Genomic DNA, 16,764 nt, shown 5'->3' on the forward strand with positions numbered 1-16,764 from the left:
CGCCGGCCAGCTCGTTTATCGCGGATAGATGTGCACAAAAAGGTCGGGCCTGGAGGCATTGCGCCTCCCGCTCCGGCCCCGTCATCAGCCCGCCTGCGACTGGGATAGCAATGATCAAATTACCTGGTAAGAAAACCCTCTACCTGAGCCTGCTGGTACTTACTGTCGCCGTACTCGGTGTCGGTGCCGGGGCCGCCTGGCACTACTACTGGAAGGACCGGGTGTCTTACCCCAGCGAAATCGTCAAGCACGCCAACGACCTGCAGGAACGCATCATCTCCTTCGACAGCCATATCACCGTGCCCCTGGATTTCGGCACCGAAGGCACCGAGGCGGACAAGGACACCCATCGCCAGTTCGACCTGGTCAAGGCCGGTCGCGGCAGGATGTCCGGCGCCGCCCTGAGCATTCTCGCCTGGCCGGAAATGTGGAACGGCGCCAACGCCCCGCATCGCCCCACCGCCGGCTTCGTCGAAGAGGCCCGGCACCAGCGGGAGACCCGCTACCGGATCATCCAGGGCCTGGTGCGCGACTTCCCCAACCAGGCGGCCATTGCCTATACCCCCGCCGACCTGCGCCGCATCGCCTCCGAAGGCAAGCTGGCAGTGGTGATCAGCCTGCTCAACGCCTACGCCATGGGCGACGATCTCGACCAGCTGGACAAGTGGGCCGCCCGCGGCATGCGCCTGTTCGGCTTCAGCTATGTGGGCAATAACGACTGGGCCGACTCCTCGCGCCCGCTGCCATTCTTCAACGACACCCGGGACGCCCTCGGCGGCCTCTCGCCGATCGGCAAGCAGGCCGTGCGCAGGCTCAACGACCTGGGGGTGGTGATCGACGTCTCGCAGATGTCCAGCAAGGCCCTGGACGACGTCGCGGCCCTGACCCGCGCGCCGGTGGTGGCCTCGCACTCCGCGCCCCGGGCGCTGGTGGACATCCCGCGCAACCTCAGCGACAAGGAACTGCAGGTGATCAAGGCCACGGGCGGGGTGGTCCAGGTGGTGGGCTTCTCCACCTACCTGCGGCCCCTCAGCCAGCCGACCCTGGACAAGCTCAACGCCCTGCGCCAGCGCTTCGACCTGGGCCCGCTGCAAGGCCTGGAAAACGCCCTGATGCCGGGCGACGCGGTCATCACCATCTGGCCGGAACAGCGCTTCGGCGAGTACGCCAGCTCCCTGTACGGCATTCTGGAAGAAGAGCCCAAGGCCAGCCTCAAGGACTATGTCGACGCCATCGACTACACGGTGAAGAAGGTCGGCATCGATCACGTCGGCATCAGCTCGGACTTCAACGAGGGCGGCGGCGTCAACGGCTGGATGAACGTGGCGGACAACCGCAACGTCACCGCCGAACTGATCCAGCGCGGCTACAGCGATATCGAGATTGCCAAGCTCTGGGGCGAGAACTACCTGCGCGTCTGGGAACAGGTGCAGAAACTCGCCAAGCCGGTAAGCCCCACCGCGCAACCTGCCACGCAACCCGCCACACATCCCGTCGAACCACCCGCCGTCGCCGGCTGAACCCTGACCACGAGAATCCCTGTGACCAATCGTCGGACCTTCCTCAAGCACGCGAGCCTGCTGGCCGCCGCCCTGCCCCTGGGCACCTTCGCCATCGGCCAGGCCCGGGCCGCCGCCACGCCCGCCACCCACCAGCAGCCATGGGACCAACTGCGCCAGCTGTTCGACCTCGACCCGGACTACGTGCACCTGGCCAACTTCCTCATCACCTCGCACCCCAAACCCGTGCGCGAAGCCATCGAAAAATACCGCGCGGTCCTGGATCGCAACCCGGCCATGGCCATGGACTACGACACCCAGTACACCTGGAAGCGCGAGGCCCAGGTGCGCGAGAGCGTCGGCCGCTACCTGCAGATCAAGCCCGCCCAGGTGGCCCTGACCGGCAGCACCACCGAAGGCCTGGCCATGATGTATGGCGGCATTCACGTGCGCCCCGGGCAGGAGATACTGACCACGGTGCATGAGCACTACTCGACCCGTAACGCCCTGAAGTTCCGCACCCAGCGCGACGGCACCCAGGTGCGCACCATCGAGCTGTTCAAGTCGCCCCACCAGGTCTGCGTCGATGAAGTGCTGGGCAATATCGACCGCAGCATCCGCCCCAACACCCGGGTACTGGGGATGACCTGGGTGCAATCGGGCAGCAGCGTGAAACTGCCGATCGGCGAGATCGGCAAGCTGGTGGATCAGCACAACCGCAACCGCGACGAGGCCGAGCGGATTCTCTACTGCGTCGACGGCGTCCACGGCCTGGGGGTGGAGGACGTCACTTTTGCCGACCTCAATTGCGACTTCTTCGTCGCCGGCACCCATAAATGGATGTTCGGCCCGCGGGGCACCGGGATCTTCTGCTCGCGCTCGGAAAAGCTCGAGCACCTGACGCCGATGGTGGCGACCTTCTCCGAGAACCAGGACTTCGCCACCACCATGACCCCCGGCGGCTACCACAGCTTCGAGCACCGCTGGGCCGTGGACCAGGCCTTCGACCTGCACATGCAGCTGGGCAAGGCCAACATCCAGGCGCGGATCCACCAACTCAACAGCTACCTCAAGCAACGCTTGCAGGAACTCCCCGGCATCGAACTGGTGACGCCCCTGAGCCCGCAGCTGTCCGCTGGCTTCACCTTCTTCCGCGGCCCGAACCTGGACACCGACGCCACCGCCGCCTGGCTGATCGAGAACCGCATCCTGGTGGATGCGGTGTACCGCGACGCGGGGCCGCTGGTGCGCATGGCGCCCGGCCTGCTCAACAGCGAAGCAGACATCGACCGCGCCATGGACCTGCTGGGCAAGCGCCTGCGCGCCGGCAAGACCGCCTGAGCCCCTCGCCCACTTCTTTTCTCTACATTGCACAAGGTTATTGATGATGAAACCTGTCGCCTGCTCCTCACTCGCCGCGCTGTTCGGCTGCCTGGTCAGCCTCAATGCCCAGGCCGTCGAGCCACCCAAGCCCGGCAGCGTGTTCAAGGACTGCAAGAACTGCCCGGAGATGGTGGTGCTGCCCGCCGGCAGCTTCGTCATGGGCACCCCCGAAGACGAAGTCGGCCGAGAGCCCGACGAAGGCCCGCAGCATACGGTGACCTTCAACAAGGCCTTCGCCATGAGCCGTTTCCACGTGACCGCCGGCGAGCTGGACGCCTACATCCGCGAGACCGGCACAGTGATCAAGGACGGCGACGAGCGTCCCGGCCGCCTGTGCCAGGCCAGCAAGCCGCGTTATGAACAAGGCCCGCGCCAGCCCGCGGTCTGCGTCGACTATGCCGACGTCCAGGCCTATGCGCGGTGGCTGTCGAAGAAGACCGGCCAGCACTACCGGATGGTCAGCGAGGCCGAGCGCGAGTACGCCGCGCGGGCCGGCAGCAGCGGCTCGTTCCCCTTCCCCTTCGATGAAGAAGGCCAGTACCAGATCACCCAGCACGCCAACACCTACGGCCCCAAGGACGGCTACAGCTACAGCGCCCCGGTAGGCAGCTACCCGCCCAATGCCTTCGGCATGTATGACATGCACGGCAATGTCTACGAGTGGGTCGCCGACTGCTGGCACCCCGACTATGTCGGCGCGCCCGCCGATGGCAGGGCCTGGATGGAGGAATCGGGCGGGGTGTGTCTCGACGCGCAGATTCGCGGCAACGACTGGGGCGAGGCCCCGGTGTTCTCCCGCTCGGGCAACCGCAACAGCCGCAAGCGCGAAGTGCGTGGGGATTGGTTGAGCTTCCGTGTCGTGCGCGAACTGGAACAGCCCGGCACCCAGCACCAGTAAAAGGCCCGATCGACAGCGATCAAGCGCGAGCGTCGCGCCTGATCGCCGCGGGCCTCAGGCGCCGGCCCGGGATTCGCCGACCGGCTGCTGGCCAAGCTGCTCGGCCAACAGCGCCAGGCCTTCATGCAGGGCCGGGAACAGGCTGTTGTTGAAGTTGTTCCAGCGCAGTTCGAGGATGGTGTCCTCGGGCGCGATCTCGGTGTTGAGCACGTCGTGGAACACCTCGCCGGAATCGATGCCGTTGTCCACGTAGTGGAACGAGGCACCGGTCATGTACAGCGGCTCGACCGGCTCGGTTTCCCGCGTGGTCCAGTCCACCACCTTCTGCCCACGGGCACCGTACAGCGCATTCCAGGTGGCATAGGCGCCGCGACGCTCGTAGGGCGACTCGAGGCGGGTGATGCCCGGATGGATGTTCATGATCCGCCGCGCGAAAGGCGCGCCCGGACGCACCAGCTCGTCGAGGATCACCAGCAGGCCGTCGAGCACCACGATGTCGGCCTTGAGCTCCACCAGGGTGTCGTGCAGGCGACGCTCGAAATCCTGCTTGCCGGCTATATGCTCGGCCGAACCCCGCGGATGGCGGCGATAGGTGGACGGCACGCTGAGCAGCAGGTCGTTGACCAGGCGCCCCTGCACCTGCAGGTCGGCCGGGTACAGCCACTGCCGGCCGGGCTGATAGGCAAAGCCGTAGTCGCTCACCAGTTGCTGGTCCCGTGGCGACTGCTCGTCATCGTCATACACCACCCCCACCAGGTTATACGCCTCGCCCAGGGGCGTCTGGTTCAGCGACTCCACCAGGAACTCCAGCACCGACTTCATGTAGCGCTCGTGATCCTTGTAGGCCACCGGTTGCCCGGCCTTGTCGGCCGCCGCGTTCCTCAGGGACCAGACATACACCAGATTCTTTTTCGTCATTTGCTCGCTCTCGCTGAATGGGCCAGGCACGACGTCGTTACGCGTGCACCTCCAGAACAAGAACGAAGCAGGCGCCGGGCAATTTATCCGCGCCCGCGGCCACGCTAAATACTCCCGCCAACGGTTCGTCTGTTCATGAGTACGGGTCTTTCTGCCTCGACCCTTCATTCACTGCCGGGAACCCCTTATGACCGACCCCAAGCGCGGAGCCTTTCACGGACTGCTCGCCCTGCTCAGACCCTTTCGTACCACTGTCGTGATTTCCGTTGCCCTGGGCATGGTCGGCGGCCTGGCCATCACCCTGCTGCTGGCGACCATCAACAACGCCCTGCACTCGGCGACCGGCATGACCCAGGGCGTGGTCCTGACCTTCGCCGCCCTGTGCCTCCTGGCCCTGACCAGCTCGATCGTCTCGGACATCGGCACCAACTACGTGGGCCAGCGCATCATTGCCGCCCTGCGCAAGGACCTGGGGGAAAAAGTACTCTCGGCGCCCATCACCCAGATCGAACGCTACCGCTCCCACCGCCTGATCCCGGTGCTGACCCACGACGTCGACACCATCAGCGACTTCTCCTTCGCCTTCACCCCGCTGGCCATCGCCACCACCGTCACCCTGGGTTGCCTGGGCTACCTGGCGTACCTGTCGGTGCCGATGTTCCTGATGATGGTGGTCGCCATCATCATCGGCACCAGCGTGCAACTGGTGGCCGGCGGCAAGGGCATCAAGGGCTTCGACGAAGCACGCGACCACGAGGACGAACTGCAGCGCTACTACAACGCTATTGCCTCCGGCGCCAAGGAACTGCGCATCCACCGGCCACGGCGCTTTCGCATGAACACCCAGCGCATCCAGAAAACCGCGGACCGCATCAGCGATATCCAGGTGCGCTCGGTGAACATCTATATCCTGGCCAAGAGCTTCGGCTCGATGCTGTTCTTCGTGGTCATCGGCCTGGCCCTGGCCATGCAGGCCTACTACCCGAACCCGGACCCCGCCGTGATCACCGGTTTCGTGCTGGTGCTGCTGTACATGAAGGGCCCCCTGGAACACGTGGTCGGCTACCTGCCCATCGTTGGCAAGGCGAAGATCGCCTTCGCCCGTATCCGCGAGCTGTCCGAACGCTTCTCCTCCCCCGAGCCGCATCTGCTGATGGACGACAGCGAAGCGCCGCAAGCGGTGGTGCACAGCCTGGAACTGCGCGGCGTGAGCTACAGCCCGCCGCCCGTGGCAGGCAGCGAGCCGTTCCACCTGGGCCCGATCAACCTGAACATCAGGCAGGGCGACATCGTCTTCATCGTCGGCGAGAACGGCTGCGGCAAGACCACCCTGATCAAGCTGTTGCTGGGCCTGTACCAGCCCCAGTCCGGGGAGATCCGCCTCAATGGCGAAGCCGTGACCGACCGGCTCCGGGACGACTACCGACAACTGTTCACCACGGTCTTCGCCGACTACCACCTGTTCGACGACCTGGTCCAGGGCAATGCCGGCAAGTCGCTGGACATCGCCACCCAGTACCTGGACCGCCTGGAAATCGCCCACAAGGTCAGCATCAAGGATGGCGCCTTCACCACCACCGACCTCTCCACCGGCCAACGCAAGCGCCTGGCGCTGATCAATGCCTGGCTCGAAGAGCGCCCGGTGCTGGTGTTCGACGAATGGGCCGCCGACCAGGACCCGGCCTTCCGGCGGATTTTCTATACCGAGCTGCTGCCGGATCTCAAGAGCCTGGGCAAGACCATCATCGTCATCAGCCACGACGATCGCTACTTCGATATCGCCGACCAGCTGGTGCGCATGAAGGCCGGGCAAGTCATGAGCGATCTGCAACCGGCGTGATTGTTTCCGGTTTCTGGCAACTGGTGCGTCTTACAGACAGAACTGAGAATTACTAGCATTAACAATCATCACCTCTGCCGTTTTATAAGAGCACATGAGCATGCCCGCACAACATCGACTGACTCCTCTGGCCAAAGCCCTGCTTGGCCAGGCGTTCTCGCCGAGAATGGCTTCCCGCACCCTGGGCCTGGCCCTGACCCTGCCCTTGATGGCCCAGGTCCAGGCCCAGGAAATCCATTTCAATATCGCCGCGCAATCCATGGCGTCGGCCCTGCAGGAGTTCGGGCGCCAGGCCAACCTGCAAGTGCTGTACAGCCCCGACGATGTGCAGGGCAAGCGCAGCAATGCGCTCTCCGGCAGCTACTCGCCGGAGCGGGCCATCGCGGCGATGCTCAATGGCACGGGGGTCGCCTATTCCCTCAAGGGCAACTCGGTGACCATTCTCAACCGGGCTTCCGCCGGTTCACTGGAACTGGGGACCAGCACCATCACCGCCCAGGGCCTGGACTCGACCACCGAAGACACCGGTTCCTACACCACCGGGCCCATGCAGACCGCCAGCAAGCTGGCCCTGACGGCCCGGGAAACACCGCAATCGGTCACGGTCATCACCCGCCAGCGCATGGATGACCAGAACATGAAGACCCTGGAGGATGTGCTCAAGGCCACCCCGGGCATTTCCGTGACCAAGGACGGTCCGCAGCGCCCGACCTTCTACTCCCGCGGCTTCGCCATTGAAAACCTGATGGTCGACGGCTTGTCCAACGACCTGAGCCACTACCTCAGCCGGGACATGAACTCCACCCCCGACATGGCGATCTTCGACCGGGTGGAAGTGGTGCGCGGCGCCACCGGTCTGATGCAGGGCGCGGGCAACCCCTCGGCCGCGGTGAACATGGTGCACAAGCGTCCGACCGCTACCCCGCGGGTCACCCTCACCGGCAGCGCCGGCAGCTGGGACAACTACCGCACCGAGTTCGACGCTTCCAATGCCTTGAACGAAAGTGGCACCCTGCGTGGCCGGATAGTCACCGCCTACCAGACCAAGGACAGCTTCCAGGACTTCGTCAGCTCCGAGCGCTCGGTGTTCTACGGCATCACCGAGGCCGACCTGAACGAAGACACTACCTTCACCTTCGGCATCTCCAACCAGAACGCCAACAACAACACATCCTGGGGCGGCCTGCCGGTGGCCGCCGACGGCAGCGACCTGCACCTGAAGCGCTCGACCTACCTGGGCAGCGACTGGGAATTCTGGGACCAGGACAACACCACCGCCTTCACCCGCCTGGAATACCGCTTCGCCAACGACTGGAAAATGCTCCTGGCCGCCAGCAAGAGCTGGTCGGACCTGAGCATGCTCGGCTCCATCCCGATGCGCACCTGGCAAAGCGACTACGTCGAGTTCGGCCAGAACATCGGCCGGTACGACTACAAGGACAAGCAGAGCAGCTACGACGGTTATGTCAGCGGTCCCTTCTCGCTGTTCGGCCGTACCCACGAACTGGTGGTGGGCGCCAGCAAGCGCGACCTGAAGTTCAAGGGCAAGGGCCTGCCCATCGACCTCGAGACCCACACCGACCTGAACAATCCTTCCGGCATTCCCAAGCCGGACATGAGTGCCAACCCCTGGACACAGGACCGCACCAGCGAACTGAAGAGTACCTACGTCACCACGCGCCTGAACCTTGCCGACGACCTGAAACTCATCCTCGGCGGACGGCTGGACTGGTACGACTACGATGTGACCACCACCTGGAACGGCAAGCCCTCCTCCACCAGCCTGCCCAACAAGGTCACCCGCAACCTGACCCGCTATGCCGGCGTGATCTACGACCTGGACCAGCATCACTCGGTCTATGTCAGCTACACCGACATCTTCAAGCCGCAGACCGAGCTCGACGCCTCCAACAACGCGCTCAAGCCCATCGAAGGCAAGAACTACGAGATGGGCATCAAGGGCGAGTACTTCGACGGCGCCCTGAATGCCAGCGCGGCGATCTTCCGCATCGACCAGGAAAACCGCGCCAAGCTACTGAACCCCATTCTGTGCCCTCCGGGGAACGACTGCTATGAAGCCGCTGGCGAAGTGCGCAGCCAAGGTATCGAGCTGGAAATCAACGGCTCCCTGGCCCCGGGCTGGCAGCTGGGGGCCGGCTACACCTACGCCTCGGTCAAGTACACCAAGGACTCCGACCCGACCAAGGAAGGCACCCTGTTCGACACCGATATCCCGCGCCATGTGTTCAAGGCCTTCACCACCTACCAATTGCCCGGCGACCTCAACCGCTGGACCATCGGTGGCGGCCTGTATCGGCAGAACACCATCTACAACAAGGGCACCAACGAATACCTGACCACCTTCGACTACCACATCGAACAAAAGGCCTACACCCTGGTGGACCTGATGACCAGCTACAAGGCCTCGGAGAATGTGAACATTCGCCTGAACCTCAACAACGTCTTCGACAAGCGTTACTACCAGAGCATCAGCAGCAACACCGACTACGGCAACAACTTCTACGGCGATCCGCGCAACGCCATGGTCACCGTCAGCTGGTCGCTCTAATCTCCTCCCCTGACCCGGGGTCGGCGCCAACGGCGACGGCCCCCTCGACACCGCCCTGCCCACGTCGGATCCACGGCCCCAGCGCCCGGTCCGACGCCTTTTCCCCTCCCCTCTAGATGCCAGCCGCCGCCGATAGCAGCCGCCAGGCACACAAGACATAAGCAGGCCTTCGCTGGCCAGCCAGCGCCTACACCAGCCCGCTTGCATCACGCCCCCTATCCCTGTCCCCGCTCCTCCGTAGGAACCGGCTTGCCGGCGATCGCAACCGCCAGGCGCGCAAGGCATAAGCACGCCTTCACAGACCAATCGCTGCCTGGGCGGTGGATGGGGTTTCGAGGGAAGCCCGGGCAGAAAAAGACAGGCACAAAAAAGGCCTGGACCGTTACCGGTCCAGGCCTGGGGTTCGCCCTCAGTTCAAGCAGGTCAGCAAGTGCTTTCTGAAACTTGCCAGCAGGACCTCGCTGTTCACCATCTCCTCATGGCGGGAGCCCGTCTTCAGCGACGCCACTGGCCGTCCGCCCAGCACCTCTCGGCCCATGACCTGTTCCAGGGCCTGGATGGCCTGGTCGGAATAATCGCCGGACCACCACAGATGAGGCGCGACCTGCAACGGACGATAGGCATAGGCCGCGGACAAGGCGCTCAAGTCATTGAACACGGCGCTGACCAACGACGCATCGAACTCCGCCTTGAACAACCCCAGCACCCGCTCCAGCTCGCCGGGCTCCAGGGCGATATTGCGCGACACCCAGCCATGGATGCCGGGCCCGTTCAGCTCGGCCTCCTGCATCAACCGCTGCCCGATCAGCTCGGCGCTGGCCGGGAACAGCAGGCAAAGCTTGTCGACGATCGCCCGCCACTCGGACTCGGCCGTCACCGTGACCGGCACTGCCTGTTCCTCGACCCTGTCCTCCACCGCCGCCTGGGGCGGTGTCGGGTCGAGCAGCCCGAGGAAGCGCACCGTCTCTCCCACTGCCTCCAGCTCGCTGGCCACATCCATGGCAATCGACCCGCCCAGGGACCAACCGGCCAGGTAGTAAGGCCCCGCCGGCTGCACCTGGCGGATGCTGGCCACATAACGCTGGACCATGGCCTGCCAGGAGACTTCGCTCCAGTCGGCCTGCAGATAGGACTGATGCAGCACGCCATACACCGCGCAACGATCGCGCAGTCGCGCCGCCAGCGGCAGGTAGCCATACACGCTGCCCCCCGCCGGGTGGAAGCAGAACAGCGGCTGGCCGGAGCCTCCCAGGGCGATGACGTTGTCCGCCACAGCGGCCTGGCCGGCGTCGACGACGACCAGCAGTTGCCCGACAGTCGGCGCGCTGAACAGCGCATTGATGCTCAGTTGCAACCCCAGCGCCTGGTTGAGGGCGCCGATCAGGCGCAACGCATCCAGGGAGTGGCCACCCAGTTCGAAGAAATTGTCGTCCAGTCCCACCTGCTCGATACCCAGGACCTCGGCCCAGATCGCCGCGACCTGTTGCTCCAATTCGCTTTGCGGCGCGACATAGGCCTGCTGCAGCAGGCTGGCGTCGGCCTTGGGCAGGGCCTTGCGGTCCAGCTTGCCGTTGGGGCTCAGCGGCAGCGCCTCGAGGAACAGCAGGTGCGCTGGCAGCATGTAGTCCGGCAGCACTGCCTTGAGCGCCGCTTTCAACTGCTCGCGCAACCGGGCCTGGTCGTCCTGGCTGTCTGCGCTCACACCCTGGGCGGTGACCAGATAGGCCACCAACTGCGGACCACCGGCCGCGTCCTGGGCCAGCACCACCGCTTCACGCACTTGCGGCTGTTCCAGCAGACGGGCTTCGATCTCGCCCATCTCGATCCGGAAACCGCGGATCTTCACCTGATGGTCGATGCGTCCGGCGTAGTCGATCACACCGTTGGCGTTATAACGCGCCAGGTCGCCGGAACGGTACAGGCGCCCGCCGTCCTGGCTGAACGGGTCGGGAATGAAACGCTCCGCCGTCAGGCCTGGGCGATCGTGGTAACCCCGGGCCAGCAGCTCGCCGCCGATCATCAGCTCACCCACGACGCCGTTCAGCGGCAGGTTGCCGCTGTTGTCCAGCAGGTAGATGGAACGCCCGGGCAACGCCTTGCCCAACGGGATCACCGCGGGCAACGGCTCGGCACCGCTCAGGTAAGCCTCGCAATCATGGGCGGTGGCACTGACGGTGGTTTCGGTCGGGCCATAGGTGTTGAGCAGGCAAGCGTCCGTCAACCCGGCCTGTTTCCAGGCGGCCACGCCTTCGGCCGGCATGGCCTCGCCGCCCAGGTTGAGCTGGCGCAGGCGCCCGAAGTCCCGTGGTCCCTTGGCCGCGAAATCCTTACCGAGCATGAACCAGTAGGCGGTACTCAAGTCGACGATGCTGATGCCCTGCCCGATCAACTCGCGGTAGAAGGTCTCGCTGTCCCACAACGCCTTGCCGCGGATCACCACCGAGGCGCCGCAGATCAGCGCCGGGTATAGCTGCTCGACGAAGGCGTCGAAGTTGAAGGTGGAGAATTGCAGCCCGCGGTCCTCGGCGGTCATCTTGAAATAATCCCGCGCAGCCCGCGCATGCTGGCTCAGGGCATTGTGTGTGATGCTGACGCCCTTGGGCCGGCCGGTGGAACCGGAGGTGTACATCACATACGCCAGGTTCTCCGGGTTGCTGCGTTGAACCGGATTGCCCCGGTCAGCGCCGGCCAGCCATTCATGGTCCTGGTCCAGGCACAGGTGCGGCACTTCCACGCCTGCGCGCAGACGTTCGAGCAACGGCGCCTGGGTCAGCAGTAGCTGGATACCGCTGTCCTGCATCATGTAGTGCAGGCGGTCCTGCGGGTATTCAGGGTCCAGCGGTACGTAGGCGCCCCCGGCCTTGAGCACCGCCAGCAGGCCGACAATCATGTCCAGCCCGCGCTCCACGGCGATGCCGACCCGGACATCCGGGCCGACGCCCTGCTCGATCAGCTTGTGGGCCAGTTGGTTGGCGCGCTGGTTGAACTGGCCGTAGCTCAGCTGCCGGTCGCCACACAGCAGCGCCACCGCATCCGGGGTGCGCCGGGCCTGGGCCTCGATCAACTGGTGGACGTTCAAGTCCCGGCCCACTTGAGTGAGCGCGCGACGCGACTCCAGTTCGCTGGCCGCCCGTTGCCCGTCACTGAGCTGGGACATCTCGCCCAGGCACTGCCGGGCATTGCCGAGCATGGCCAACAGCAGATGCCGCAACCCGGCGGCCAACTGCTCGATCGCTGCGGCGCTGAAGTGCTGCAAGGAATAGCTGTAGTCGAACGACAAGCGTTCAGCGACGAACACCGACAGGGTCAGCGGGTAGTTGGTCTGTTCATGATTGCCCACCGCGCCGAATTGCAGCTGCGCCGGCGAGCCTTTTTCCAGGGCCTCGGACACCGGGTAGTTCTCGAACACCAGGATGTTGTCGAACAGCGCTTCGCCCCCCAGGCCGGCCCAGCGCTGCACGTCATACAGCGGCGTGTGTTCGAAGTCGCGCAAGGCCAGGTTGCGTGCCTGCACCACCTGCAGCCACTCGCCCAACGACTGCTCCGGACGCGGCGCGGCCACCACCGGCAGGGTGTTGATAAACAGGCCGATCTGCTGCTCCACGCCTTTAAGCTCCGCGGGACGCCCAGACACCGTGGCACCGAACACCACCGTGTCCTGCCCGGTGCAGCGTTGCAGCAACAGCAGCCAGGCGGCTTGCACCAGGGTGTTGACCGTGACCTTCTGCTGGCGGGCGAACTCGCTCAAGCCTTGGGTCTGTTGCTCGTCCAGGGTGCAGGAATGGCTGGCATGGCCGCGCTCCTCCAGCGCCTGGGCGCCCGGAGCGAGAGCCTGGGCCAGGCGCGTCGGTTCATCCAGGCCCAGCAGTTGCTGCTTCCAGAAGTCCTCGCTGACCTGGGCGTCCTGGCGTTGCAGCCAGGCGATGTAGTCGCGATAGCGCCCGGTCAGGTGCGCGGGCAGCTGGCCGGCATAACGTTGCAGCACTTCGCCGAGCAGCTGCGAATTGCTCCAGCCGTCCATCAGGATGTGATGGTTGGTGTAGATCAGGTGATAACGCTGCTCGGTCGTGCGCACCAGGGTCAGGCGCAGCAACGGCGCCGTCGCCAGGTCGAAGCCGCGCTGGCGCTCGGTCGCCGCCAGGGTGTCCAGCGCCTCTTGCAACTGCGCCTGCCCGCGCCAGTCATGCTCGGCGCACTCCAGGCCGACCTGCTTGTACACCACCTGGATCGGCGCCGGCAGTTCGCCCTGCCAGAGGAAACCGCTGCGCAGGATGTCATGGCGCTCGACAGTCGCCTGCCAGGCCTGGCGGAAACGCTCGGGGTCGAGCCCGTCCACGTCCACCCGCAACTGGTTGATGTAGTCGCCGCCCTGCTGCTCGTACAAGGTATGGAACAGCATGCCCTGCTGCATCGGCGACAGTGGATAGAGATCCTCGATCTGCGCCAGCGGCACGGGCAAGCGATCCAGTTGCTGCTGGCTCAGGCGTGCCAACGGGAAGTCCGACGGCGTGACACCACGATGCTGCGGCTGGCTGCAATGCTCGATCAGCGCCTTGAGCTCCTCGGCATAGTCATCCGCCAGGCGCTGGATGGTCGCCGGCTCGAACATCGCCTGGCTGAAGCTCCAGCCCAGGCTCAGCTCGCCGCCATAAACCTGGCCGTTGAGAGTCAGCCAGTTACCCAGGGGCGCCTGCGGGCTCTGGTCTTCACCCTTGGCTTCACCGGCCGGCATGAACAACGCCTGCTCTTCATCGAAGCTGGCGTCGAACTGGCCCAGGTAGTTGAAGGTGATGCGTGGCACGGCCAGGGCCGCCAAAGTCTGCCGGGCAACCTCGTCACCCAGGTAACGCAGGGCGCCAAAACCGATGCCCTTGTTCGGCACTGCGCGCAGCTGTTCCTTGATCTGCTTGATCGAGTCGGCCAGGGCCGCCTGCGGCGTGAGCTTGACCGGGAACACGCTGGTGAACCAACCCACAGTGCGGCTCAAGTCGAGGTTGTCGAACAGTTCTTCACGGCCATGGCCTTCCAGTTGCACCAGGGCGCTGTCACCACCGGTCCAGCGGGTGATGACCCGGGCCAGCGCGGTCAGCAGCAGATCGTTGATCTGCGTGCGGTAGGCCGCCGGGGCATCCTGCAGCAGGCGCTGGGTATCGCGCTTGCTCAGTCGGGTGTCGACGCTGCACGCGTGCTGGTTCTGCAGCCCGTCGCTCGCGTGATCCCAGGGCAGGTTCGAGTCGACGCCTTGCAGCTGCGCCTGCCAGTAAGCCAGTTCCTGTTGCAGGGCTGTGCTGCGGGCATACGCCTGCAACTGCCCGGCCCAGGCCTGGGTCGAACTGGACTTGGCCGGCAGCGGCCGGTTGCCCAGCAACGCCTGCAAGTCTTCCAGGAGGATCCGCCAGGACACCCCGTCCACCACCAGGTGATGGAAGATCAGCAACAAGCGCTGACTCTGGTCAGCCAGGGTAAAGAGCACGCCACGCAGCAGCGGACCGTCCTGCAGGTTCAGGCTGCGCTGGGCGCGTTCACTGCATTGCTGCAACTCCTGATCGTTGGCCACGCTGGCCTGCCACAGCAGTTGCGCCTGCTCGTCGAACTCGGAAAACGCTGCGCTCCAGCCCCCCTCGCCCTCGACAAAACGCAGGAGCAGGGCGTCATGCTGCACCGTCAGCGCCTGCAAGGCCGTTTCCAGGACATCCGCTTGCAGCGGCTGGGCCGGCTTGAGCAGCACCGACTGGTTCCAGTGCTGACGTTCCGGCACCGGGGTGTCGAAGAACCATTGCTGGATCGGCAGCAGCGCCATCTCGCCGCGCACCGGGCCCTGGTCGATCTGCAATCCGCCCTCGCCCTGCTCCGCCACCGTGGCCAGTCCCTGCACCGTCTGGTGCTGGAACAGGTCTTTCGGGGTAAAGCGGATACCGGCCTGACGGGCACGGCTGACCACCTGGATCGAGATGATCGAGTCGCCACCCAGTTCGAAGAAGTTGTCGGTCACGCCGACCTGTTCCAGCTTCAGCACATCGGCCCAGATGGCGGCGATCTGCTGTTCCAGTGGGTTCTGCGGCGCGACATAGGTCTGCTGCATCAGTTGCGCATCGACCTTGGGCAGCGACTTGCGGTCCAGCTTGCCGTTCGGCGTCAGCGGCAAAGCCTCCAGGAACAACAAATAGGTCGGCACCATGTAGTCCGGCAGGTTTTCCCGCAGGCGGGCCTTGATGCTTTCCCGCAGCTGCGCCTGGCGTTCGTTGCTCGAAGTAACGTCGGCATCCACCGGCACGATGTAGCCCACCAGTTGCTGGCCGCTCGGGCCTGGCTGGGCGATCACCGCCACTTCCAGCACCGAGTCTTGCTCCAGCAACCGCGCCTCGATTTCACCCAGCTCGATACGGAAGCCCCGCACCTTCACTTGATGGTCGACACGACCGACGTACTCCACCAGGCCGTCAGTGCGATAACGAGTCAGGTCGCCGCTGCGGTACAGCCGTGCACCGCTGGTGCTGTAAGGGTCGGGAATAAAACGCTCGGCCGTCAGCCCCGGCCGATCCAGGTAACACCGGGCCACGCCCAGGCCGCCCAGGTACAGCTCGCCCGCCACGCCCACCGGCAGCAGGTTGAGGTTGGCATCGGCGACGTAGGCGCTGCGATTGCCGACGATATTGCCGATCGGCGCATAAGCCGCGTCGCACGGATCGCCGGCCTTGGCCTTCCAGATCAGCGGGGTGACCACGGTTTCGGTCGGGCCGTAGCCGTTGAAAATGTACTTCGGCCGCAGCACCCGCCAGGCCAAGTCATAACTGGCCTGCGGCACCGCGTCACCGCCGAAGCAATAGACCCGCACCGCCGGCGGATTGCCGTCGCGTTCGGCGTGCACCGCCAGCTGTTGCAGGTACACCGGCGGGAACACACCGACGGTGACGCCGTAGCGGTGCATCTGCTCGTAGGTGTATTCCGGCGACCACAGGCTGTCATCGCGGATCAGCACGCTGGCACCGTAGATCAGCGGGTGCATCCAGCCTTCATGGGAGCCGTCGAAAGCGAAGGACATGAAATGCAGTTCGCAGTCCGCCGGGCTCATTTCATAACGCTCGCCGGTGGCCAGGCTGTGCATCGCCAGCGGGCCATGGGACACCGCCACACCCTTGGGCAGGCCGGTGGAGCCGGAGGTGTAGATCACGTAGGCGAGGTTTTCCTCGGCCAGGGTCACCTCCGGGCTGGTCATAGGGTAAGCCGCAAAGTCAGCCGCGCCTTCGACGCTGAGGGTCGGCAAACCATCGGGAATCGGCAGGCGATCCAGCAGATGGCTCTGGGTCAGCAGCAACCAGGCACCACTGTCCTGCATCATGTAGCGCAGGCGATCCTGGGGGTATTCAATGTCCAGCGGCACATAAACCCCGCCGGCCTTGAGCACGGCCAGGAAGGCCACCATGATCTCCGCGCAACGCGGCATGGCGATGGCCACCCGGACTTCCGGGCCGACCCCCAGCTCGATCAGCTTGTGCGCCAGCTGGTTGGCCTGGATGTCCAGCTCGCGATAGCTCAGGCGCTGCTCGGCGAAGAACACCGCCGGGGCCTCCGGCGCCCTGGCCGCCTGGTCGGCGAACAGTTGGTGGACAAAGCGGTTGGTGGGGTAAACCACCTGGGTGTGATCCCAGTCCTGGCG

Annotated in this window: 7 protein-coding genes; 5 read left to right on the top strand and 2 right to left on the bottom strand. The window is 65.0% G+C overall.

What is annotated here, in order from left to right; translation table 11 throughout:
• Window positions 1-110: 110 nt before the first annotated feature.
• Genes pvdM through pvdO form a run of 3 tightly spaced genes read left to right on the top strand, consistent with a single transcriptional unit; the run spans window position 111 to window position 3,780 of the window.
• Window positions 111-1,520: a pyoverdine-tailoring dipeptidase-like protein PvdM gene (pvdM, locus tag PVZ80_RS17850; protein ID WP_009049989.1), complete on the top strand. Its 1,410-nt coding sequence runs from the start codon at window positions 111-113 to the stop codon at window positions 1,518-1,520.
• A gap of 21 nt (window positions 1,521-1,541) precedes the next feature.
• Window positions 1,542-2,840 carry a pyoverdine-tailoring periplasmic protein PvdN gene (pvdN, locus tag PVZ80_RS17855; RefSeq protein ID WP_053269569.1) on the top strand — a complete coding sequence of 433 codons (1,299 nt, stop codon included), beginning with the start codon at window positions 1,542-1,544 and terminating at the stop codon, window positions 2,838-2,840.
• 46 nt (window positions 2,841-2,886) lie between these two features.
• Window positions 2,887-3,780, top strand: a complete 894-nt coding sequence (pvdO, locus tag PVZ80_RS17860; protein ID WP_050999736.1) for a dihydropyoverdine dehydrogenase — start codon at window positions 2,887-2,889, stop codon at window positions 3,778-3,780.
• Between the two features lie 54 nt (window positions 3,781-3,834).
• Here pvdO and PVZ80_RS17865 read toward each other — a convergent pair whose 3' ends face one another.
• Window positions 3,835-4,698, bottom strand: a complete 864-nt coding sequence (locus PVZ80_RS17865) for a formyltransferase family protein (protein WP_016702396.1) — start codon at window positions 4,696-4,698, stop codon at window positions 3,835-3,837.
• A 187-nt stretch (window positions 4,699-4,885) separates the two neighbouring features.
• Between PVZ80_RS17865 and PVZ80_RS17870 the strand changes: the two genes are divergently transcribed.
• Together PVZ80_RS17870 and PVZ80_RS17875 are read left to right on the top strand one after the other, a co-directional pair.
• Window positions 4,886-6,538, top strand: a complete 1,653-nt coding sequence (locus PVZ80_RS17870; RefSeq protein ID WP_273864319.1) for a cyclic peptide export ABC transporter — start codon at window positions 4,886-4,888, stop codon at window positions 6,536-6,538.
• Between the two features lie 94 nt (window positions 6,539-6,632).
• On the top strand, window positions 6,633-9,107 hold the full coding sequence (locus tag PVZ80_RS17875; RefSeq protein ID WP_009049994.1) for a TonB-dependent siderophore receptor: 2,475 nt from the start codon (window positions 6,633-6,635) through the stop codon (window positions 9,105-9,107).
• Between the two features lie 409 nt (window positions 9,108-9,516).
• Here the strand turns inward: PVZ80_RS17875 and PVZ80_RS17880 are convergent.
• Window positions 9,517-16,764, bottom strand: a 7,248-nt coding sequence (locus tag PVZ80_RS17880) for a non-ribosomal peptide synthetase (RefSeq protein ID WP_273864320.1), incomplete at its 5' end; no start/stop codon positions are given.

The organism is Pseudomonas sp. B3G-3 (genome assembly GCF_028640915.1).
Taxonomy (GTDB): Bacteria; Pseudomonadota; Gammaproteobacteria; order Pseudomonadales; family Pseudomonadaceae; genus Aquipseudomonas; species Aquipseudomonas chlororaphis_I.